Source organism: Mesorhizobium sp. LSHC420B00 (assembly GCF_000503055.1).
In the GTDB taxonomy this organism is placed as follows: domain Bacteria; phylum Pseudomonadota; class Alphaproteobacteria; order Rhizobiales; family Rhizobiaceae; genus Mesorhizobium.
In genome coordinates, this window is record NZ_AYVY01000009.1 from 63,305 (window position 1) to 81,287 (window position 17,983).

Annotated in this window: 27 protein-coding genes; 17 read left to right on the plus strand and 10 right to left on the minus strand. The window is 61.7% G+C overall.

The window, feature by feature from the left end; genetic code table 11:
* Window positions 1–57 precede the first annotated feature (57 nt).
* The 4 genes from X760_RS0137980 (at window position 58) to X760_RS54390 (ending at window position 2,012) form a co-directional block, all read left to right on the plus strand.
* Window positions 58–543 carry a hypothetical protein gene (locus tag X760_RS0137980; RefSeq protein ID WP_023719166.1) on the plus strand — a complete coding sequence of 162 codons (486 nt, stop codon included), beginning with the start codon at window positions 58–60 and terminating at the stop codon, window positions 541–543.
* Between the two features lie 313 nt (window positions 544–856).
* Window positions 857–1,030 (plus strand): hypothetical protein, encoded by a 174-nt coding sequence (locus X760_RS77215; protein WP_023719167.1) that lies wholly within the window; start codon window positions 857–859, stop codon window positions 1,028–1,030.
* Window positions 1,031–1,158: 128 nt separating this feature from the next.
* Window positions 1,159–1,587 carry a glyoxalase/bleomycin resistance/extradiol dioxygenase family protein gene (locus X760_RS54385; protein WP_023719168.1) on the plus strand — a complete coding sequence of 143 codons (429 nt, stop codon included), beginning with the start codon at window positions 1,159–1,161 and terminating at the stop codon, window positions 1,585–1,587.
* 71 nt (window positions 1,588–1,658) lie between these two features.
* Window positions 1,659–2,012: a DUF1428 family protein gene (locus X760_RS54390; protein ID WP_023719169.1), complete on the plus strand. Its 354-nt coding sequence runs from the start codon at window positions 1,659–1,661 to the stop codon at window positions 2,010–2,012.
* A 109-nt stretch (window positions 2,013–2,121) separates the two neighbouring features.
* On the opposite strand, the gene X760_RS54395 is transcribed toward X760_RS54390, so the two are convergent.
* From X760_RS54395 to X760_RS54405, 3 genes are all read right to left on the minus strand, one after another.
* Window positions 2,122–3,756 carry a tetratricopeptide repeat-containing sulfotransferase family protein gene (locus tag X760_RS54395; RefSeq protein WP_023719170.1) on the minus strand — a complete coding sequence of 545 codons (1,635 nt, stop codon included), beginning with the start codon at window positions 3,754–3,756 and terminating at the stop codon, window positions 2,122–2,124.
* A gap of 172 nt (window positions 3,757–3,928) precedes the next feature.
* A complete protein-coding gene (locus X760_RS54400) occupies window positions 3,929–4,195 on the minus strand; it encodes a DUF1488 domain-containing protein (protein WP_023719171.1) in 267 nt (88 codons plus the stop codon).
* A 9-nt stretch (window positions 4,196–4,204) separates the two neighbouring features.
* On the minus strand, window positions 4,205–4,387 hold the full coding sequence (locus X760_RS54405) for a hypothetical protein (protein ID WP_023719172.1): 183 nt from the start codon (window positions 4,385–4,387) through the stop codon (window positions 4,205–4,207).
* Window positions 4,388–4,797: 410 nt separating this feature from the next.
* Between X760_RS54405 and X760_RS54410 the strand changes: the two genes are divergently transcribed.
* From X760_RS54410 to X760_RS54420, 4 genes are read left to right on the plus strand one after another with little or no spacing between them, the layout of a single operon-like run.
* Window positions 4,798–5,064, plus strand: a complete 267-nt coding sequence (locus tag X760_RS54410) for a hypothetical protein (RefSeq protein WP_023719173.1) — start codon at window positions 4,798–4,800, stop codon at window positions 5,062–5,064.
* Window positions 5,061–5,306 (plus strand): hypothetical protein, encoded by a 246-nt coding sequence (locus X760_RS54415; protein WP_023719174.1) that lies wholly within the window; start codon window positions 5,061–5,063, stop codon window positions 5,304–5,306. The genes X760_RS54410 and X760_RS54415 overlap by 4 nt, the downstream gene beginning before the upstream one ends.
* A gap of 38 nt (window positions 5,307–5,344) precedes the next feature.
* On the plus strand, window positions 5,345–5,482 hold the full coding sequence (locus X760_RS77220) for a hypothetical protein (protein WP_023719175.1): 138 nt from the start codon (window positions 5,345–5,347) through the stop codon (window positions 5,480–5,482).
* Between the two features lie 35 nt (window positions 5,483–5,517).
* Entirely contained in the window at window positions 5,518–5,742 is a 225-nt protein-coding gene (locus X760_RS54420) for a hypothetical protein (RefSeq protein WP_023719176.1), read from the plus strand.
* A gap of 10 nt (window positions 5,743–5,752) precedes the next feature.
* On the opposite strand, the gene X760_RS54425 is transcribed toward X760_RS54420, so the two are convergent.
* On the minus strand, window positions 5,753–6,151 hold the full coding sequence (locus tag X760_RS54425; protein WP_023719177.1) for a Kazal-type serine protease inhibitor domain-containing protein: 399 nt from the start codon (window positions 6,149–6,151) through the stop codon (window positions 5,753–5,755).
* Window positions 6,152–6,657: 506 nt separating this feature from the next.
* Between X760_RS54425 and X760_RS54430 the strand changes: the two genes are divergently transcribed.
* The 3 genes from X760_RS54430 (at window position 6,658) to X760_RS54440 (ending at window position 7,914) form a co-directional block, all read left to right on the plus strand.
* A complete protein-coding gene (locus tag X760_RS54430) occupies window positions 6,658–6,870 on the plus strand; it encodes a cold-shock protein (protein WP_006202520.1) in 213 nt (70 codons plus the stop codon).
* A gap of 229 nt (window positions 6,871–7,099) precedes the next feature.
* A complete protein-coding gene (locus X760_RS54435; RefSeq protein ID WP_006202521.1) occupies window positions 7,100–7,312 on the plus strand; it encodes a cold-shock protein in 213 nt (70 codons plus the stop codon).
* A gap of 191 nt (window positions 7,313–7,503) precedes the next feature.
* The gene (locus X760_RS54440; RefSeq protein WP_023719178.1) at window positions 7,504–7,914 is read left to right on the plus strand and encodes a BA14K family protein; all 411 of its coding nucleotides are present in this window, start codon (window positions 7,504–7,506) and stop codon (window positions 7,912–7,914) included.
* A gap of 80 nt (window positions 7,915–7,994) precedes the next feature.
* Here X760_RS54440 and X760_RS54445 read toward each other — a convergent pair whose 3' ends face one another.
* The 3 genes from X760_RS54445 to X760_RS54455 all read right to left on the minus strand — a co-directional run bounded on the left by X760_RS54445 (window position 7,995) and on the right by X760_RS54455 (window position 10,171).
* Entirely contained in the window at window positions 7,995–8,636 is a 642-nt protein-coding gene (locus X760_RS54445) for an MBL fold metallo-hydrolase (RefSeq protein WP_023719179.1), read from the minus strand.
* A 181-nt stretch (window positions 8,637–8,817) separates the two neighbouring features.
* A complete protein-coding gene (locus X760_RS54450) occupies window positions 8,818–9,132 on the minus strand; it encodes a hypothetical protein (protein ID WP_023719180.1) in 315 nt (104 codons plus the stop codon).
* A gap of 145 nt (window positions 9,133–9,277) precedes the next feature.
* Window positions 9,278–10,171, minus strand: a complete 894-nt coding sequence (locus X760_RS54455; protein ID WP_023719181.1) for a branched-chain amino acid aminotransferase — start codon at window positions 10,169–10,171, stop codon at window positions 9,278–9,280.
* Window positions 10,172–10,420: 249 nt separating this feature from the next.
* Here X760_RS54455 and X760_RS54460 point away from each other — a divergent pair, with 249 nt between their 5' ends.
* The 4 genes from X760_RS54460 (at window position 10,421) to X760_RS54475 (ending at window position 14,348) form a co-directional block, all read left to right on the plus strand.
* Entirely contained in the window at window positions 10,421–10,948 is a 528-nt protein-coding gene (locus tag X760_RS54460; protein ID WP_023719182.1) for a MarR family transcriptional regulator, read from the plus strand.
* The gene (locus X760_RS54465) at window positions 10,935–11,654 is read left to right on the plus strand and encodes a response regulator transcription factor (RefSeq protein WP_023719183.1); all 720 of its coding nucleotides are present in this window, start codon (window positions 10,935–10,937) and stop codon (window positions 11,652–11,654) included. The genes X760_RS54460 and X760_RS54465 overlap by 14 nt, the downstream gene beginning before the upstream one ends.
* Before the next feature lie 51 nt (window positions 11,655–11,705).
* Window positions 11,706–13,121, plus strand: a complete 1,416-nt coding sequence (locus X760_RS54470) for an ATP-binding protein (RefSeq protein WP_023719184.1) — start codon at window positions 11,706–11,708, stop codon at window positions 13,119–13,121.
* Between the two features lie 204 nt (window positions 13,122–13,325).
* Entirely contained in the window at window positions 13,326–14,348 is a 1,023-nt protein-coding gene (locus tag X760_RS54475; protein WP_023719185.1) for a glycosyltransferase family 1 protein, read from the plus strand.
* A gap of 11 nt (window positions 14,349–14,359) precedes the next feature.
* On the opposite strand, the gene X760_RS54480 is transcribed toward X760_RS54475, so the two are convergent.
* The 3 genes from X760_RS54480 to X760_RS54490 form a co-directional block, all read right to left on the minus strand.
* Entirely contained in the window at window positions 14,360–14,719 is a 360-nt protein-coding gene (locus X760_RS54480; protein ID WP_023719186.1) for a tRNA-binding protein, read from the minus strand.
* A 6-nt stretch (window positions 14,720–14,725) separates the two neighbouring features.
* Window positions 14,726–15,226: a YbjN domain-containing protein gene (locus X760_RS54485; protein WP_023678420.1), complete on the minus strand. Its 501-nt coding sequence runs from the start codon at window positions 15,224–15,226 to the stop codon at window positions 14,726–14,728.
* Window positions 15,227–15,555: 329 nt separating this feature from the next.
* The gene (locus tag X760_RS54490) at window positions 15,556–15,858 is read right to left on the minus strand and encodes an accessory factor UbiK family protein (RefSeq protein WP_023719187.1); all 303 of its coding nucleotides are present in this window, start codon (window positions 15,856–15,858) and stop codon (window positions 15,556–15,558) included.
* Window positions 15,859–15,988: 130 nt separating this feature from the next.
* On the opposite strand from X760_RS54490, the gene lgt reads away from it, so the two are divergent.
* Together lgt and X760_RS54500 are read left to right on the plus strand one after the other, a co-directional pair.
* Window positions 15,989–16,840, plus strand: coding sequence for a prolipoprotein diacylglyceryl transferase (gene lgt, locus X760_RS54495; RefSeq protein ID WP_023719188.1), 852 nt, complete (start codon window positions 15,989–15,991; stop codon window positions 16,838–16,840).
* Window positions 16,837–17,925 carry a class I SAM-dependent methyltransferase gene (locus X760_RS54500; protein WP_023719189.1) on the plus strand — a complete coding sequence of 363 codons (1,089 nt, stop codon included), beginning with the start codon at window positions 16,837–16,839 and terminating at the stop codon, window positions 17,923–17,925. Before lgt ends, X760_RS54500 begins: the two co-directional genes overlap by 4 nt.
* Window positions 17,926–17,983: the final 58 nt, after the last annotated feature.

A 17,983-nucleotide genomic window follows, 5' to 3' on the forward strand; every position in this document is an offset into this window, starting at 1 on the left:
CCATGGCGCTCCTCAAGCGACACATGTAACTTCACGCCACCGCTTGGGTGGCTACAGATGATGACGCGTCGTTTCTTTGGACTTCTCGCCGCCGTTGCCGCAGCCTTCCTGCCGTCACGCGCGACGTCTCAAACAACGAGCGCGCCGCGGCGCTTGCAGGACGACATTCCGGTCGCCGCGCAATGGATATCCAGCGCATTGCAAAGTTCGGGCTATCGCGTCGATTTCACGCCACGGAGCATATCGGAGGTAGAACGGTTCTTTCGCGAGCAGACGAAGGATGGAGAACCCATCTCTGGCGGGTTGATTTCACAAGATGTCGGGCCACGCCTGTTTGCGTTGGGATGTTACTGCGGTGAGGTGCTCCGCAAGGAACTCGGTGGGCATTGGCTGACGGATGACAACGATCCCGAAGGGGAAATCAACGCGGCCCTCGAAGTTGCAAGTGGAGTGACCTGCTGGCCCATGCAACGGGTCATGAAGCGGCTGCGCAGCAGCGAGGAGGACTTGGTGGCCTGGGCCGAAGGGATCAGGCGAGGCTGACACCCCGCATTGAAGATTCCGGCCTCTTACCCCTACCAACGCAAAATTACTTTTCTATAGTTATTTGCAGAACGATGATACGATCCNGAAGATTCCGGCCTCTTACCCCTACCAACGCAAAATTACTTTTCTATAGTTATTTGCAGAACGATGATACGATCCCGGTGCACCTCAAATTCTTCCGGGAGGTTGCCGAGGCCGACGGTTGAAAAATTGTGGAAAAAAATTCCGGCGCTCTGTCGGATGATGATCGCATGCCACGTCCTTGGGTTGCCGACACGGTGATGCCGGCGCCAATCGAGGAGAAAGCATCATGTCTATTCTGTCATCCATAGGTCACGCCGTGACGCGTTACTCGGCGGCTCGCGCCCGTTATCGCAGCGAACGCGCCATCCTTTCATTGCCGATCGAGTTGCGCAAAGATATCGGCTGGCCGGAAATCGTCGTCGACGCGCAAAACAGCCCGCGGATTCGCATCGAAGGTTGAAAGGTGGCAGTTGGCCGTTGCGGCAGGCGCCATTTCGAATCCAAAAAACCATCGGCCGTGTAGGATCGTCGCCGTTCCGTTCGTCCTGTGGTTCGCAAAGGCAAATCAGACGCAAAGAGGAGCATGACATGAATGACCAGCCGCAGACCCAGCCCGCCGCCAAGGTGCTTGGCGGATTGACGCCCTACCTTCAGCTGGACGGCGCTTTCAAAGCCTCCGAATTTTACCAAAAAGCCTTCGGTGCCGAGCAGGTCTTTGCCTATCCGCCGGACGAACAGGGCCGTACCATGCATATCCATCTCCACATCAACGGTTCGACGCTGATGCTTTCCGACTTCTATCCCGAGCATGGAATGCCCGCTGTGAAGCCGCAGGGCTACACCATGCAGCTCCATCTCGGCAGCGACGACATCGACGCTTGGTGGAAGCGGGCCATCGAGGCGGGCTGCGAGGAAGTCGTGCCGTTGCAGGTGATGTTCTGGGGCGACCGCTGGGGCAATATGCGTGATCCGTTCGGCGTCGAATGGGCAATGAACGCGCCGGTGAAAGCGGCTTAGGATCCCCACACAGGTATGTACCGGAAATCACCGCTCAAGAGGGCGGAAAACAATCGCATGGAGGAAATCAGATGTCTTATGTCGATGGTTTCGTACTTGCCGTGCCGAAGGCAAAGCTCGATGCCTACAAGAAGCTGGCGGAAACCGCCGGCGCCGTCTGGAAGGAGCACGGGGCGCTTGCCTATGTCGAATGCGTCGGCGACGACGTGCCCTATGGCGAGATCACCTCGTTCCCGCGCGCCGTGCAGGCCAAGGACGACGAGGTCGTCATCTTCTCGTGGGTCGTCTATGAATCGCGGCAGAGCCGCGACGCGGTGATGGCCAAGGTGATGGCCGACCCACGCATCAAGTCGGACTGGTCGACGATGCCGTTCGACGGCAAGCGCATGATCTTCGGCGGCTTTCAGCCGTTTATGGAGCTTTGATGCATGTCGCGCAGCGGTTTTGCGATAACGACATGCATAAAAACAAGGATCTAAAGCGCGTCGCATGAGGCCGATCGAGCGCGACGCGCTTTTAAGGCCCAGCGGCGCTCTAAGCCAGCCTGTCGAGCAGCGGCTTCAGCCGGTCGCCATAGCGCTTCCACAGATCGACCGAGCCCTGATACATCGGCTGCCGCACTTGCGCGGCGGACGCCGTGCGCACCGGCCGGTCGGTCCGGTGAAACGACAGCACGGCGTCATCCCATGGCAGGCCGAGATGGGCGATCAGTGCTCGCGACTGGCCTTCCTGGTCGGCGACGAAATCCTCGTAGCGAACGTCGTGCACGACATCAGGCAGCACGGCGTGCCAGTGCGCCATGATGTCGGTGTAGAGATTGTGGAAATCGGCGAGTTCGCCGAGATCGTAGCCGAAGCGGTGGCTGTCGCCGCGGAAGTGCACCTTGTAGATCGACAGGCAGGTCGCTGCCGCATCGCGCGCGCAATGGATGATCTTGGCCTGCGGCAGCATCATGTGGATGAAACCGACCAACAGGAAATTGCCGGGCATCTTATCGGTGACGTGCCGGAACCCGGGATAGCGGGCGTGCAGCATATCGAGATAGGCCTGGCCGGCCTCGGCATAGGCCTTATCGGACATGTCGGCGATGCCCCAGGGAAAGCCGCCCTTCATGCTGAGCGGAAACTGCTTGCCGACCGCCGTCTTCAATATGCTGAGCTCGCCAGCGCCATAGACTTGCGGGTGGCTGGCGATGATCTGCTCGACCAGCGTGGTACCGGAACGAGGCATGCCGACAATGAAGATCGGCGTGTCGTCGGTAATCCCGCTCGGCCTGTGCTTTTCAAAAAAGGCCTTGTCGAACACCGCCTTCATCGCCTCGAACTCGCCGCGCGTCTTGTCGGCGTCGTAGTCGATGCCCTGGCGGCGGATCGCGTTGCCTTCGGCGAAATAGTCGAAGGCGCGACCATAATCCCTGAGGTCGTCATTGGCCTTGCCGAGGCCGAAGGAAAGCTGCATGCGCGGCAGGCTGCCTTGCGGCGCCCTGGCGTGCTCCGCCTCCATCCGGGCAAGCTCGGCGTCGCGCTCCTTCTGGCGCTTGACCTGGGTGAGCATTAGCCAGGCCCTTGCCATGCCGGGATCCACCGCCAGCGCCTGCCTGAAAAGATCCGCAGCCTCGTCGAGACTGCCCTTTTCCATCAGCCCGACACCCAGGCCATGCAAAAGATCGGCATCCTTCGGCCGGATCGTCAGCGCCTCGCGAAAAACAGCTAATGCCTCATCCAGCCGGCCCGCTTCCTGCAGCGTCTCGGCAAGCCCGACACGGGCGCGGACATGGAACGGGTTGCGGCCGATCGTACCGCGATAAATATCCTCGGCGCCTTCGAATTGGCCGAGCTGCTTCAGCGACGAGCCGAGATTGTCGCGCGCCGCCAGTTGGTCCGGCCTGGTTGCCACCACCTTGCGGAAGAGATCGGCTGCGGCCGCGACCCGGCCGAGGTCGCGCAGCACGGTGCCGAGATTGTTGAGGAAATCCGGATTGTTCGGCTGCAGCCGAACCGACTGTTCGATCAGCGCCAGCCCCTCGGCGCTGCGCCCGGTCTGGTGCAGCAGAAGCCCGAGGAAATGCGCGGCGGCCGAGTGGTTAGCCTTTTGCGCCAGCACCTGACGGTAAAGCGCCTCGGCCTCCTGCCGGCGCCCCGCCTGGTGCAGCTGCAGCGCCTGCTGCACGTACTGGTCAAGCCCCAGGGGCGGCTGCCCGCCTGAGCCGTAACGTGCGCCTGCCGGTTGTCTCGGATTTCTGTTGATGGGAAACCTGCCGTGTTGTCCGCCTGCCGCGATCTAGGCCATCGCTGCGGCGCGTGCAAGAGCAGACGACGGGCACTATGGAGCAAACCCCAAACTAGCGGAAGTCGGCCGGCGTCAGCACATACATGTTCCTGCGGCCATGCGAGTAGGCTTCGCGCGCAATATCGTGGATCGACGAACGCTTGGCGTCGAAGGCGCTGAGAAATTCGGCTTCGGCTCCGCTTGCGGCCGGGTTTGCCGCCGAAAGTGCCGCAACCTCGACGAAGAACGGGACTTCGAACATGCCGTCATGGCCGACGAAACGAATACGCTTGGCCGCCGCGTCGTAGGAACGGCTGGGATTGGGAAAATTGAGTGTCATGGCTGCGCGTCAAATCAGGCGGTTGCTTTCGGCAAGCTGGCGCGCCCGCCGCACCGTGCCATCGGTGTCGGCAAGCCTTCGCCTTGCCGCCTCGTCGCTTCTTATCGTGAGGCGCGGCGACATAACCTTTATCGGCTTTGCGACGGGATTGACTGCAACTGTCGGGACATCCGGTGTTCTTGCGGAATTCATGACTCTCTTCCTTTCATACCTAAATAAATACAAATGCCGGAGGAATTTTTCCGGAAGTTCTTCAAACAATTTTTGAGGTGCACCGGGATCGTATCATCGTTCTGCAAATAACTATAGAAAAGTAATTTTGCGTTGGTAGGGGTANTTTTTGAGGTGCACCGGGATCGTATCATCGTTCTGCAAATAACTATAGAAAAGTAATTTTGCGTTGGTAGGGGTAAGAGGCCGGAATCTTCTTGAATAAGCCGCATTTTCGGACTAATGGTATGAAACCGTTTTTGGGTCATGCTTGGGCCCTCGCGGCGTCAGGGTTCTCGGCCCGCCAAACTGATCCAAATCGCCGACACCTGGTACCGCAATGCAGGCTCCGCTTTCGGAGCCAGGCCGGAAAGAAACTTCAAGGCACGAGAATGTCTGCCCGCACCACTCATTCCATCGCGCATTTCGCGGCACCTTTCGTGCTTGGCGGCCTGGATGGCATGCAGCCGGCCGGCGACTATGACATCGACCACGACGAGGAACTGATCGACGGCATGTCGTGGCTTGCCTGGCGCCGCGTCGCCACCTTCATCCATCTGCCGGCAAGGACGGTGAAAAGCCCGACCGGCCGGCTTGTCGCCGTCGACCACGCCGAACTCGAAGCAGCGCTTCGGCACGACCAGGAGAATGCCACATGATCCGCTTCCAGCAGAGTGCGCGGCGCACGGACACGCCCTCGCATATCTTCACCGTCGGCCAGACTGTTCGCATGAAGAGCCGCACCGGCCTTGCCCAAAAGACCGCGGAGCTGTTCCAGATAAAGAGCCGGCTGCCGGTCAAGGACGGCTCGCCGCAATATCGCATTCGCAGCGATCAGGAGACCTATGAGCGGGTCACCACGGAAGACAATCTCGAACCGGTCGACAACCCGGCCAACTGAGCCGAAAGCAATCCGCAACACGTATAAGGGATCAGAAAATGGCCAAGGGTCAACAGCGCAGCAATCGCGAGACACGCAAGCCCAAGAAGGACAAGGTGGCGGCAAAACCGGCCTCGCCCTTCGGCTCGGCGGTCAAGCAGGCGGAGACCGCTGTGAAACCCAAGTCCAAAGGCTAGGGTTCGATCGCACGACAATCTGCCTGGAGGCGTGCTTGAACTTCGTCATCGAGTTCTACCGCTCGCGCGATGCCGACGAAGCGACACTCGATCGAGTGTCGCTGGAGGCACCGAACCTGCGCGCCGCCCTGCAAGGCGCCGCCACGCTGCTTCACACGCTGATGATGCCGCAGATCCCCGATCGCCTGCGCATCTCTAACGAGGACGGCGCCGAGCTCTACGTCGGCCCCGCCGATGGTGCCTATCTGGACGAACAGTGAGGCCGGTGCGCTAGCACGGCCCATCATCGACGACCCGATAATCCGCCGCGCGGGCCTCGCATTCGTTGGGGAATGTGCGCAGCTCGCCATGGCGACGAGCGCAGACCGGGGCATACTCGCGCGTGCAGAATGTCTGCTCCTCACCGCCGCCACCGCCGTCGCGGCACTGGCCGTCCCGGATGATGCGGTATCCGGCCCGTTCGGCAAGGCAGGCATTGGCGAAGGTCTGGCGGTCGCCGCCGCGCCTGGCGCAGACCGGGTCATATTGCTTGGTGCAGAATTGCGGCCCCGGCCGTGGCGGGCGCGGCCCTGGCCCCTCGTCGACCACGACGGTGCAGGCCGCAAGAATTGCCGACAGGAACAAGATGGAAAAACCCTGCCGCGAGAAGATTGCCGCAAGAAGCCGCATGAATATTCCCTCCCTCGAAAACTCCCGCCCCCGCGTAATCGCGCCTGCATCGGGCCGATCTTCGTCAATCTCGCCATTCTGCTGCCAAATGCAACCCCGTTTGCAGCCTGGCGCATGCAAACCAAGGCGGTATGCCGGCGCAAAGCCAAACAGCACCGGCCCAGCTTGCTGGACCATGCCTGGGTTGCGTCTGGCCGATGACCGCGCGGAGAACCAGTTCTATCGGTGCGATGCGTCGGGATGCGCCTGTTGGGCCGCCCGCGGCTCTATCTTGCAAGCATCACGTTTCCGTGCGATAAATTTTGTGTTCGGGCATTTGCGACCCGGAGAGCGGAACGTTTTGGACGACCTTTCCCCGATACTGTGAATCTCTGACAGCCCCGTTTTCGGCGGGGGGTTTTACCATGCGCCAATGCATGACTGCCGAAGCAACCACCGGGACTTGCCCACGGCGCCAGGCGGCGGGCGGAACCACCAAGACTGACACGGGTGAAGGAGTTTCCCCAATGGCCCAGACCGGCACCGTTAAATTCTTCAACGCTACCAAAGGCTTCGGCTTCATTACGCCCGATGGCGGCGCCAAGGATGTATTCGTCCACATCTCGGCGATAGAGGCTTCCGGGCTGCGCACGCTCGTCGACGGTCAGAAGGTCACCTTCGATGTCGAGCCCGACCGTATGGGTAAGGGTCCGAAAGCGGTCAATCTCCGCGCCGCCTGAACGGCGGCGTGCCGCGCGTCCTTTCGGGTGTGTGAGGATGCTGCAAGGCTTTTGGTGTGAACTCGAATTTTATAAAGGCGCGGCGGTTTTCGTCGCGCCTTTTGTGTTCCGGGATGCTTGCCGGCACCCGCAAAACTTTCTCTTGCCGATGGCACTAAAATAAAGGACAAATTTCCGTCCGGGCATTTGCCGGCCCGAGACTGGACTTGTGGGATCAAAGGAGCTTCCCATGCCGCAGACCGGCACCGTCAAATTCTTCAATCACGCCAAGGGCTTCGGCTTCATCACGCCGGACGACGGGGCAAAGGATGTCTTCGTCCATATTTCGGCCGTGCAGGCGTCGGGTCTTCCCGGTCTTGAGGATGGGCAGAAAGTGACATTCGACACCGAGCCGGACAAGCGCGGCAAGGGTCCGAAAGCCGTCAACCTGTCGATCGGCTGAACCAGCCCCGGACAGAATGGACGTGGGCCGGTCTGGCCTGCGGTGTTTGCCGCATGTTTGAACCCCAGTTAAATGAACCGCTTGGTCAAATTTCGTTCAGCCCCCGTTCAGCCACGGTCGCATATTAATCTTCGTTAAAGCCGGACCGCATCCCCCCGAAAACGACCCGGGCCGGCACGAAGGAGACCGACATGAACGGAATTTTCAAGACTGCCATCCTGTCCGCCGCGGTCGTTGCGACCACGCTTGCGACCTTGCCTGCGGCCAGTGCCGATGAATGGCGCCATCACCGCCGCCACCACGGCCACGGCGACGCCGTTGCGGCCGGCGTCCTTGGTCTTGCGGCCGGTGCCTTGATCGGCGGTGCCCTCGCCAGCCCGCAGCCCCGCTATTACGACCCGGCCTATGATGATGAATACTACCGGCCTGCCCCGGTGCGCCGTTATTACGTGCAGCCGCGAGTGGCCTATGCCGAAAGCTATGCGGAGCCGTGGACCCGCGGCTGGTACGAATACTGCTCGGACCGCTACCAGAGCTTCAACGCGCGTACCGGCACGTTCACTGGCTATGACGGCGAACAGCATTTTTGCACCGCCAACTAAGACAGTTTTCCTGTCCTGAACAAAAGCGCTGCCCGGTGGGTGGCGCTTTTTGTTTTTCGCGGTTTCAGACCAGGCCGGCTTTAGACCAAATAAGGATTGCTCCGCCGCTCCTCACCAAAACGGCCGCCGGGACCATGGCCACAGATGAAGCCGATGTCGTCGCCCAACGGCAACAGCTTCTCCTTGATCGAGGCGATCAGCGCGGCGTGGTCGCCGCCCGGCAGGTCGGTGCGGCCGACCGAACCGCGGAACAGCACGTCGCCGACATGGGCGAACTTCGCCGCCCGGTTATAGTAGACGATGTGGCCGGGTGCGTGGCCCGGACAATGGAATACCTCAAACACCTGTGAGCCAAACGAAACGGTCTCGCCCTCGGCGAGGAACCGGTCGGGGACACAGTTGCGCACGGGATCGGTGATGCCGTAGCGCTTTGCCTGGTTCTGGAGATTGGCGAGCAGCGGACGGTCGGCGGCATGCGGGCCGATGATCTCGATATCGAGCGCCTCCTTCAGTTCCATGGCCCCGCCGGCATGGTCGATATGGCCATGCGTGATCCAGATCGCGCCGGCAGTGATCGCATTGTCCTTGAGCGCCGCCAGCACCTTGTCGATGTCGCCGCCCGGATCGACGACGACGCCCTGTCTGTCGTCCATGTCGAAGAGGATGGTGCAGTTCTGTTGGAACGGCGTGACCGGCACGATGCCGGCGTTGAGCTGACCCATATTTGTCCTTTCACACTGTCGGAGCTCCGCGCGTCCCCTCGAACGCGTCAGGAAAGCTCTAACCTTGTTGAATCAGGCCCTGATGTAGAGACACACGCGGACGGCGTCCACCGCTCCCGCAAACGGCAAACGAAATGGGCGGCCGAAGCCGCCCATTTGAAAAGCCTGAAACGTCGAAAGCTTATTTCTTCATCGCGTTCATGACCGCACCGATGATGCCGGTCAGGATGGCGCCGCCGCCGGCACCGCCAACGATGTTGGGAATGTTCAACGCGCTGCCGGCCCCTGCCGCCGTGGCGGCTGCTGCCGGATCGACCGCCCCACCGCCCAGCAGGCTGCTGAGGATGGCCGCCCCGCCGACGCCGCCAACAGCGCCGCCCAGGATTTTGGGAAGCTGACCCATCGCCGCCGTCTTGATAGCCGCGCCCACCGCCTGACCACCGATGATACCCGTAATCACCTGAATAATGATCGGAAGAAGCGTGTTCATATCCATATTTCCAATCCCTCCATAGCTGCCAGCCTCCCGGGCCGACGCCATCATGAGACGCCGAATTGGACGAAAGTCAAATGCGCAAACGCTTAAATAAAAGGGGCGGCCCGAAAACCGCCCCTACTTGATAAAAAAGCTGTGACTTTCGTTATTCTGCAGCAATCGCGTGGTTGGGTTGAACGGCTGCAGAATAGTCATTCATCAGCGTCTTGGCGATCTCACCGACCTCGAATCGGTACGGGCCGATCTCCGAAACCGGCGTCACCTCGGCCGCTGTCCCGGTGAGGAAGCACTGCTGGAAGCCTTCAAGCTCTTCCGGCATGATGGCGCGCTCGATCACCTCCAAACCGCGGTCCTTGGCAAGGCCGATGACCGTGCGGCGGGTGATGCCGTCGAGGAAGCAATCGGGCTTGGGCGTATGGATCTTGCCGTCCTTGACGAAGAAGATGTTGGCGCCTGTCGCTTCCGCCACCTGGCCACGCCAGTCGAGCATCATGGCGTCGGCATAGCCCTTGGCCTCGGCGGCATGCTTGGACATGGTGCAGATCATGTAGAGGCCGGCCGCCTTCGATTTCGACGGTGCGGTGCGCGGGTCGGGGCGGCGCCATTCGGCCATGTCGAGGCGGATGCCCTTCAGCTTCTGCGCCGGGTCGAAATAACTCGGCCACTGCCAGATGGCGATGGCGCAGTTGATCCGGCTGTTCTGCGCCGAAACGCCCATTTGTTCGCTGCCGCGCCACGCGATCGGCCGGACATAGGCGTCCTGGAAACCTTGCTTCTTCAACAGCGTGCGGCAGGCGTCGTCGATCATGGCGACCGAGTAGGGTATCTTGAAGCCAAGCAGGCGCGCCGACTCATGCAGGCGTTCGGTGTGGTCGGTCAGCTTGAAAATTTCGCCGCCATAGGCGCGCTCGCCCTCGAATACCGCGCTGGCGTAGTGCAGCCCGTGGGTCAAGACGTGGATCTTGGCGGCGGCCCATTTGACGAATTCGCCGTTCATCCAGATAAAGCCGTCCAGTTGGTCGAAGGGAATGGATGCCATGGTAACCTCCCGCGGGCGGCAGCCCGCACATCATTGTGTCGTTGCGTGTTTCGCCTCGGCCGCCGCGGGCGGCCATTGTCTCAAAGCGTAGGCGGATATTTAAGGTCTGGCAAACTCAGGAAGTTCCGGAAAAAAGGGCTTCGTTTGCCTTTTCGTTCGCAATCCGCCGAAAAGCTTGCCAAAAATTACCATCGCGCGGAAAATGCGTCAATAGTGCTGACATAATTTCCTGCTTCACACGGAGAAAAGATGACGAGCCACGCAGCCGCAGAGCCGATCAGGACGGCGATCACCGACGAGGATGGCATCGATTTCGCCATCATCGAGTTGTTCTTCTTCGCCTATCGCGACTTTACCTCCGATCCGGACCAGATCCTGGCCGACTACGGTTTTGGCCGTGCTCATCACCGGGTTCTGCATTTTGTCAATCGCCGGCCCGGCCTGACGGTCGCCGAGCTCCTCGACGTGCTCAAGATCACCAAGCAGAGCCTGGCGCGCGTGCTCAAGCAACTGATCGACACCGACCATATCGTGCAATTGCAGGGCCCTCGCGACCGCCGCCAGCGCGAGCTTTATCCGACGGCCAAGGGCCGTGCGCTGGCGCTGGCACTGGCGCGGCCACAGTCGCGCCGCATCCATGCTGCATTGGAGGATTCCGGAGCCACCGAACGCGCCGTTATCGAACGGTTCCTTGAGGCGATGGTCAATCCGGAACTAAGGGCGCAGATCGACATTGTGCCCGCAAAGATGTCAGGGAAAAGCCATGGAGACCATTGAGAGGGTTGATCATCCGACAGCACCGGAAGACGACGCGCCGCATCTGCTGGTGGTCGACGACGACACCCGAATCCGCAATCTTCTGAAACAGTATCTGACCGAAAACGGTTTTCGCGTCACCGTTGCCGGAAATTCCGGCGAGGCGCGGCGCAAGCTCACCGGCCTCGATTTCGATCTGATCGTGCTCGACGTCATGATGCCGGGTGAAAGCGGCGTCGATCTCACCAAGGCGCTGCGGGCGGAAAAGAACGTACCGATCCTGATGCTCACCGCACTGTCCGAAACCGACAGCCGGATCACCGGGCTCGAGGCCGGCGCCGACGACTATCTGCCAAAACCGTTCGACCCGCGCGAGCTGATCCTGCGAATCAACAATATCTTGCGCCGCGGCGGCCCCGCGACGACGCCCAAGGTCGAACAGCTGGTCTTCGGCCCCTATACCTTCCAGATCGCCAGGCGTGAGCTGAAGCGCGGCGGCGAGGCGCTCAAGCTGACGGACCGCGAGCAGGAAATCCTGGCGATCTTCGCTGCGCGTGCCGGCGAAACGATACCGCGGCATGAGCTTGTCGGCGACGAGTCCGAGGTCGGCGAGCGCACGATCGACGTCCAGATCAACCGGCTGCGCCGCAAGATCGAACGCGATCCGTCCAATCCGGTCTGGCTGCAGACCGTGCGCGGTATTGGGTATCGGCTCAGCGTGGAATAGAATGCCGCCGACAGCGGTCCTTTGCTGGGCCGCCGGTGAGCGAAAAGACGAATGGCGACCACGCAACTCGAACGGCCGGAAGATGGCGGCTTGAGCGCCCGCGCGACGCGGGCGCTCAAGGCCGTGCCGCGCGCTTGGAACCGTTTCTGGCGCCTGGTGTCGCTTTACATGCCGAAGCGGCTCTATGCCCGCTCGCTGATCATCGTCATCGCGCCAATGATCATGCTGCAGTCGGTCGTCGCCTTTGTCTTCATGGAGCGCCATTGGCAGACCGTGACGCAGCGCCTGTCGCAGGCCACGGTGCGCGACATCGCCGCCATCATCGACCTGATAGAGACCTATCCGCACGACGCCGACTACGCCAACGTCATCCGCATCGCCCAGGATCGCATGCAGTTGAAGGTCGACCTCCTGCCGCCAGACCCGCTGCCGCCACCCGGGCCAAAGCCGTTCTTCTCGATCCTCGACGAGATCCTTTCGTCCGAGATCACCCGCCAGATCAACCGTCCGTTCTGGATCGATACGGTCGGCAATTCAAATATCGTCGAGGTCCGCGTCCAGCTCGAGAACAAGGTGCTGCGGGTCTTCGTGCGCCGCAGCCAGGCCTATGCATCGAACACCCATATTTTCCTGATCTGGATGGTCGGCACCTCACTGGTGCTGCTGATGATCGCCATTCCCTTCCTGCGCAACCAGATCCGGCCGATTCTGACGCTGGCCGAGGCGGCCGAGAGCTTCGGCAAAGGCCGGCCGATGCCTCGCGATTTTCGCCCGCGCGGCGCCGAGGAAGTCCGCCGCGCCGGCTTTGCCTTCATCCAGATGCGCGAACGCATCGAACGCCAGCTCGAGCAGCGCACCGCCATGCTGAGCGGCGTCAGCCACGATCTGAGGACCATCCTCACCCGCTTCAAGCTGCAATTGGCGCTGGCCGGGACCAAGGCGGCCGACACCCAGGCACTCGACCAGGATATCGACGACATGCAGTCGATGCTGGAAGGCTACCTTGCCTTTGCACGCGGCGAAGCATCGGAAGACGCCGGCCGGTTCGACCTCGAAGCCTTCTTCGACAAGCTTCGCGAGGAAGCCGCGCTGCGCAAGCGCAAGCTGTCGACCGTGCTTGCCGGCGATCCGCATGTCCATGTGCGCCCCAATGCCTTTGCCCGGCTGCTGTCCAACGTCGTCGGCAATGCATTCCGCTATGCCAAGACGGTGGAGATCAATGCCAATCATGGACGCGGTTCGCTGCTCGTCACTATCGACGATGACGGTCCGGGCATTCCGCCCGAAAAGCGGGAGGATGTATTCAAGCCTTTCGTGCGGTTGGACGAGGCCCGCAACCTCGACGCCAGCGGCACCGGCCTTGGCCTTTCCATCGCACGCGACATTGCCCGCAGCCATGGCGGCGACATCGTCCTCGAACGCAGCCCGCTCGGCGGCCTGCGGGCGGTGATCAAGGTTCCGGCTTGACGGGAGCGAGGCCGGCCTTCATCCGCCCGTCATGAAACCATGGTGAAGAGCGCCAATGAAGCGCGCGATCCTGATTGATTCGGCCCTGCGGCCTCATTTCGACCCCGCGCCTGCCCGGGTGCGCTGGTGCGAGGCCAGAGCGGCGGCGTGGTCGCCGTTCAGGCATCGCGGCAAAGCAATCAAGCTCTCCGCCAAGGGACCGCCATGCGCATCCTGATGGTCACCGATGCCTGGCGCCCGCAAGTCAACGGCGTCGTCCACACGCTGGAGCGCCTCTCGGAGACTTTGAAATCCTTCGATGTCGAGACGGACTTCCTGACGCCGAACATCTTTCGCACCCTGCCTCTGCCGACCTATCCCGACATCAGGCTGGCGCTGACGACGCCGCACCGCGTGGCGCAGCTGATCGAGGCACGCAAGGCGGATCACATCCATATCGTCACCGAAGGACCGCTCGGCATTATGGCGCGGCGCTACTGCCGCAACGCCGGCCGTCCGTTCACGACCAGCTATCACACACGTTTTCCGGAATATCTGAGCGCGCGTCTGCCGGTGCCAGAAGCATGGGCCTATCGCTGGCTGCGCGATTTCCATAATTCAGGACAGGGCACGCTGGTCGCCACCCAGTCGCTTGCCGACGATCTTGCGGCACGCGGCTTCACCAAGCTTCGGCCATGGACGCGTGGCGTCGATACCGATCATTTTCGGCCGGATAAAAGAAAGGACCTGGGGCTTCCGGGACCGATCTTCCTCTGCGTCGGCCGCGTCGCGATCGAGAAGAACCTGCCGGCTTTCCTCGACCTGGACCTGCCCGGCAGCAAGGTGGTTGTCGGCGAAGGGCCGGAATTGGCGAAGCTGAAGGCCAGATATCCCGATACCCATTTTCTCGGCCATCGCCCGAACGACGAACTGGCCGAGATCTACGCCTCGGCCGACGTCTTCGTCTTCCCCAGCCGCACCGACACATTCGGCAACGTCATTATCGAGTCGTTGGCCAGCGGCACGCCTGTCGCAGCCTATCCCGTCACCGGGCCGATCGATATTGTGGGCGACGGCATAGGCGGCGCAGTCTCGCAAGAGCTGAGGCAAGCAGCGCTCGCCGCGCTTCTCGTCGACCGCACCGAGGCGCGGCAACGTGCTATGCGCTACAGCTGGAAGGCCTGTGCAGAAATGTTCATGGAAACGGTCGAAGGAGCACTGGGTACCACGCGAAAACTGGCCGCCTGAGCAAACCGCAGTTAGAATAACCTGCCGCCGTCCGGCACCTTACGCTCGATCGCGCCGAGGACGACGGCGCCCTCTTCATCGGGAAAACCGAGCGTCAGCACTTCCGACATGAATGGCCCGATTTGACGCGGCGGGAAATTGACCACCGCGAACACCTGCCGGCCGATCAGGCTTTCAGGTGTATAGTATTTCGTGATCTGGGCCGAGGATTTCTTCACCCCGATCACGGGACCGAAATCGATTTTCAACTTGATCGCCGGCTTGCGCGCCTCGGGAAAAGGCTCGGCCTCGACGATCGTGCCGGCGCGGATGTCGACGCGGTCGAAATCGGCGAAGCTGATCTCGGGTTTTCTCGCGTTGCTCGAACTCATCGATGATCAGGCGTTTCCGTAGGTTTCGAACAGCACGCCGGCGAGCGCGTCCTTGGCCGAAGTCCCCGACCAGACGACGAACTGGAAGGCCTGAAAATAGCATTCGCAGGCTTCCAGCGCCGACGACAGCAGCACCTCGACCTGCTGGCTCGACGGCTCAACCCCACCGGCCAGCAGCAGCGACTGGCGGAACATGATGGCGCCTTCCTGCTCCCAGAGGTCGAAATGGCCAAACAGCATCTGCTCGTTGATCAGCGAAAGCAGCCGCATCACCTCGAGCGCGCGCGCCTCAGGCACCTTGATGTCGAAAGCGCAGGCCAGGTGCAGCGCCTCGTAGTCCTCCATCCAGGAGAATGAAACGTGGTAGTCGGTCCAGCTTCCGGCAACCGAGATCGAGATCTCGTCGTCGCCGGCACGCTCGAAGGACCAGTCGTTGTTGTGGGCCACCTGCTCGATAACATCCACCGGATGGATTTCGCGGGAGAATTCGAGTTCGAGAAGTTCCATGAAATGCTTCCTGTCGTTCTGGGAGCGCCACCACACGCTCCGCGGGAGAGGCACACTCGAACAATTCTGTCTAGAACTCGGACGGCCAGGACTTCGTCAACGCAAAGACCCCGGACCGGACCCCACCGCCCGGCGCATGACCCTGCTCCGAATCATGCAACAAATTCAGTCTATTGATCGGGAGTCGCGTGACCAGCCCAATTTTTCGCACTGCGTCATTCGCATGTGGAAAGGCGCTGTCGGAAAGATCCACGCAGTACCGGTAAGCGATTCACGACAAAGCGCTTTTTGCGATCCGGCTTTGTGGAAAAGTTTAACGAATATTTTTATTATTTTTTTGCACGCGGCTTTGCCGAAGCCGCAGGCGCCGCCTGCCCGGTCATTTCGGCGAGCTTGGCCTCGAGCGCCTCGATGCGAGCAGCGAGGCGGGTGTTTTCTTCCCTGGCCTTCGCCGCCATGTCGCGAGCGGCCTCGAATTCCTCGCGCTGCACGACGTCCATAGAGTTGAGTATCCGCTCGGCCTGGCCCCTGAAGGCGGTCTCCACCTCGCGCCGCACGCCTTGCGCGGCACCGGCTGCGTCGGTCATCAGCTTGGCGAATTCATCGAGAATGCGGTTCGGTCCGGTCGCCATGGCAAATCCTCGCTTGGTCGAATTGACGTAGTGGCGCACGATGCGGAATGCAAGCATATGCTCGCCTTGACCCTGCCAAAACCCTGCCGCATGGTCCGCGCCCGAACCTGACCGGAACCGGGAGACCCTGTTGAGCGAATATTTGCTGCCGCTGGCTGCCCTGCCCTTCCCCAACATCGATCCAGTCATCGTCCGGATCGGACCGCTGGCGGTGCATTGGTACGGCGTCGGCTACATCGTCGGCATCCTGTTCGCCTGGTGGTATGCCAAGCGCCTCGTCACCAACCCGAAACTCTGGCCCGACGGCACCCTGCCGATGAAGCCCGTGGATCTCGACGACTTCATCGTCTGGGCGGCCATCGGCGTGGTGCTCGGCGGACGCACCGGCTACGTGTTGTTCTACGACCTGCCGCGTTACATCGCCAATCCGCTCGATATCGTCGCCGTCTGGCAGGGCGGCATGTCGTTTCATGGCGGCCTGCTCGGCGTCATTCTCGCCATGACGCTGTTTTCCCGGTCGCGTGGTATCCGCACATGGTCGCTGTTCGACGTTGTTGCCGCCGGCGTGCCGGTGGGGCTTGGCCTCGTTCGCCTGGCAAACTTCATCAATTCCGAACTATGGGGCCGACCGACCGACGTTCCATGGGCATTCGAATTCCCCAATGGCGGCCCATTTGCGCGCCATCCGAGCCAGATCTACGAGGCGCTGCTCGAAGGGCTGGTGTTGTTCCTTGTCCTGCGCTTTCTCACTCATTCGCGGCTCAAGCTGAAGACGCCGCGCTTCGTCGGCGGCGCCTTCATTGCCGTCTATGGCGCCTCGCGCGTCTTCGTCGAATTCTTCCGCGAGCCCGACCAGCAGCTCGGCTATCTCCTTGGCACGAGCTGGCTCACCATGGGCATGGTGCTGTCGCTGCCGATGGTGCTGGCCGGCATCTGGGCGATGGCTACAGCCAAGCCGGTGACAAAACCGCAGCCCGCATGACGCCGCTGAAGACCCGCATCGCCGAGCTGATCGGTGCGGTGGGACCGATCCCCATCAGCGAATACATGGCGCTCTGCCTGTTCGATCCGCAGGACGGCTATTATACGACACGCGAGCCGTTCGGCGCCGCCGGCGACTTCGTCACCGCGCCGGAGATCAGCCAGATGTTTGGCGAGCTGGTCGCCGTCTGGCTCTACCAGGCATGGCTGGCGATCGGCCGGCCGACGCCGGTCGCCATCGCCGAAATAGGCCCCGGCCGCGGCACGCTGATGAGAGATATGCTGCGCACGCTTTCGCGGCTCGATCCGACGCTTACCGCCAGCGCATCATTCGCCTTGATCGAGACCAGTCCGCGGTTGACCGAGGTCCAGAAACGGACGCTTGCCGGGACGTCGGCCACCATCGCCTGGAATGAAACCATCGACACACTACCGCAGGGGCAGCTTCTGATTGTTGGCAACGAGCTGTTTGACGCGGTGCCTATTCGCCAGTTCGTCCGCGCCGGAGCCGGCTGGCGCGAACGGATGATCGGTCTCGACGATGCGAACCAGCTTCGCTTTTTCGTCGGCGCCGGCTCGCTCGACCCGATGCTGCTGCCGGAGGATGCCGAGAATGCGCCGCAAGGTGCGATCGTCGAGGTGGCGCCAGCCCGCGCCGCCCTGATGGCGGCCATCGCCGGGCGACTTGCCGGATTTGGCGGCGCCGGCCTGTTTCTCGACTACGGTCACCTCCAGCCCGGCATCGGCGACACCTTGCAGGCCTTGCGCAAGCACGGTCATGAGGACGTGCTGGCGAATCCGGGGGAGGCCGACCTCACCGCCCATGTCGATTTCGCTGCCCTCGCTGCAACCGTTCGGGCACACAGCCTCGATGCCCACCTCTCCACGCAAGGTGAATTCCTGCTCAAGATGGGGCTTCTCGAACGAGCTGGCCGGCTCGGCGCCAATGCCGATGAGGCAGCTCGTGAAAAGATCGCGGCCGACGTCGAGCGCCTCGCCGGTCAGCAGGCGATGGGCGAGCTCTTCAAGGTGCTTGCCATCCTTCCTCCCGGCATTGCCGTTCCGCCGTTCGCAAGCGCGGATTGACTTTTCGCTGTCGCCTCTACCACTCTCCCCTCTCCGGCTGCGCCCGACATCAACTGCA

What these genes read in the sequence shown, in the direction of transcription:
- X760_RS0137980 (WP_023719166.1), top strand. Translation starts at nt 58, where the DNA reads ATGATGACGCGTCGTTTCTTTGGACTTCTCGCCGCCGTTGCCGCAGCC.
- X760_RS77215 (WP_023719167.1), top strand. Translation starts at nt 857, where the DNA reads ATGTCTATTCTGTCATCCATAGGTCACGCCGTGACGCGTTACTCGGCG.
- X760_RS54385 (WP_023719168.1), top strand. Translation starts at nt 1,159, where the DNA reads ATGAATGACCAGCCGCAGACCCAGCCCGCCGCCAAGGTGCTTGGCGGA.
- X760_RS54390 (WP_023719169.1), top strand. Translation starts at nt 1,659, where the DNA reads ATGTCTTATGTCGATGGTTTCGTACTTGCCGTGCCGAAGGCAAAGCTC.
- X760_RS54400 (WP_023719171.1), bottom strand. Translation starts at nt 4,195, where the DNA reads ATGACACTCAATTTTCCCAATCCCAGCCGTTCCTACGACGCGGCGGCC.
- X760_RS54405 (WP_023719172.1), bottom strand. Translation starts at nt 4,387, where the DNA reads ATGAATTCCGCAAGAACACCGGATGTCCCGACAGTTGCAGTCAATCCC.
- X760_RS54410 (WP_023719173.1), top strand. Translation starts at nt 4,798, where the DNA reads ATGTCTGCCCGCACCACTCATTCCATCGCGCATTTCGCGGCACCTTTC.
- X760_RS54415 (WP_023719174.1), top strand. Translation starts at nt 5,061, where the DNA reads ATGATCCGCTTCCAGCAGAGTGCGCGGCGCACGGACACGCCCTCGCAT.
- X760_RS77220 (WP_023719175.1), top strand. Translation starts at nt 5,345, where the DNA reads ATGGCCAAGGGTCAACAGCGCAGCAATCGCGAGACACGCAAGCCCAAG.
- X760_RS54425 (WP_023719177.1), bottom strand. Translation starts at nt 6,151, where the DNA reads ATGCGGCTTCTTGCGGCAATCTTCTCGCGGCAGGGTTTTTCCATCTTG.
- X760_RS54430 (WP_006202520.1), top strand. Translation starts at nt 6,658, where the DNA reads ATGGCCCAGACCGGCACCGTTAAATTCTTCAACGCTACCAAAGGCTTC.
- X760_RS54435 (WP_006202521.1), top strand. Translation starts at nt 7,100, where the DNA reads ATGCCGCAGACCGGCACCGTCAAATTCTTCAATCACGCCAAGGGCTTC.
- X760_RS54440 (WP_023719178.1), top strand. Translation starts at nt 7,504, where the DNA reads ATGAACGGAATTTTCAAGACTGCCATCCTGTCCGCCGCGGTCGTTGCG.
- X760_RS54445 (WP_023719179.1), bottom strand. Translation starts at nt 8,636, where the DNA reads ATGGGTCAGCTCAACGCCGGCATCGTGCCGGTCACGCCGTTCCAACAG.
- X760_RS54450 (WP_023719180.1), bottom strand. Translation starts at nt 9,132, where the DNA reads ATGGATATGAACACGCTTCTTCCGATCATTATTCAGGTGATTACGGGT.
- X760_RS54455 (WP_023719181.1), bottom strand. Translation starts at nt 10,171, where the DNA reads ATGGCATCCATTCCCTTCGACCAACTGGACGGCTTTATCTGGATGAAC.
- X760_RS54460 (WP_023719182.1), top strand. Translation starts at nt 10,421, where the DNA reads ATGACGAGCCACGCAGCCGCAGAGCCGATCAGGACGGCGATCACCGAC.
- X760_RS54465 (WP_023719183.1), top strand. Translation starts at nt 10,935, where the DNA reads ATGGAGACCATTGAGAGGGTTGATCATCCGACAGCACCGGAAGACGAC.
- X760_RS54470 (WP_023719184.1), top strand. Translation starts at nt 11,706, where the DNA reads ATGGCGACCACGCAACTCGAACGGCCGGAAGATGGCGGCTTGAGCGCC.
- X760_RS54475 (WP_023719185.1), top strand. Translation starts at nt 13,326, where the DNA reads ATGCGCATCCTGATGGTCACCGATGCCTGGCGCCCGCAAGTCAACGGC.
- X760_RS54480 (WP_023719186.1), bottom strand. Translation starts at nt 14,719, where the DNA reads ATGAGTTCGAGCAACGCGAGAAAACCCGAGATCAGCTTCGCCGATTTC.
- X760_RS54485 (WP_023678420.1), bottom strand. Translation starts at nt 15,226, where the DNA reads ATGGAACTTCTCGAACTCGAATTCTCCCGCGAAATCCATCCGGTGGAT.
- X760_RS54490 (WP_023719187.1), bottom strand. Translation starts at nt 15,858, where the DNA reads ATGGCGACCGGACCGAACCGCATTCTCGATGAATTCGCCAAGCTGATG.
- X760_RS54500 (WP_023719189.1), top strand. Translation starts at nt 16,837, where the DNA reads ATGACGCCGCTGAAGACCCGCATCGCCGAGCTGATCGGTGCGGTGGGA.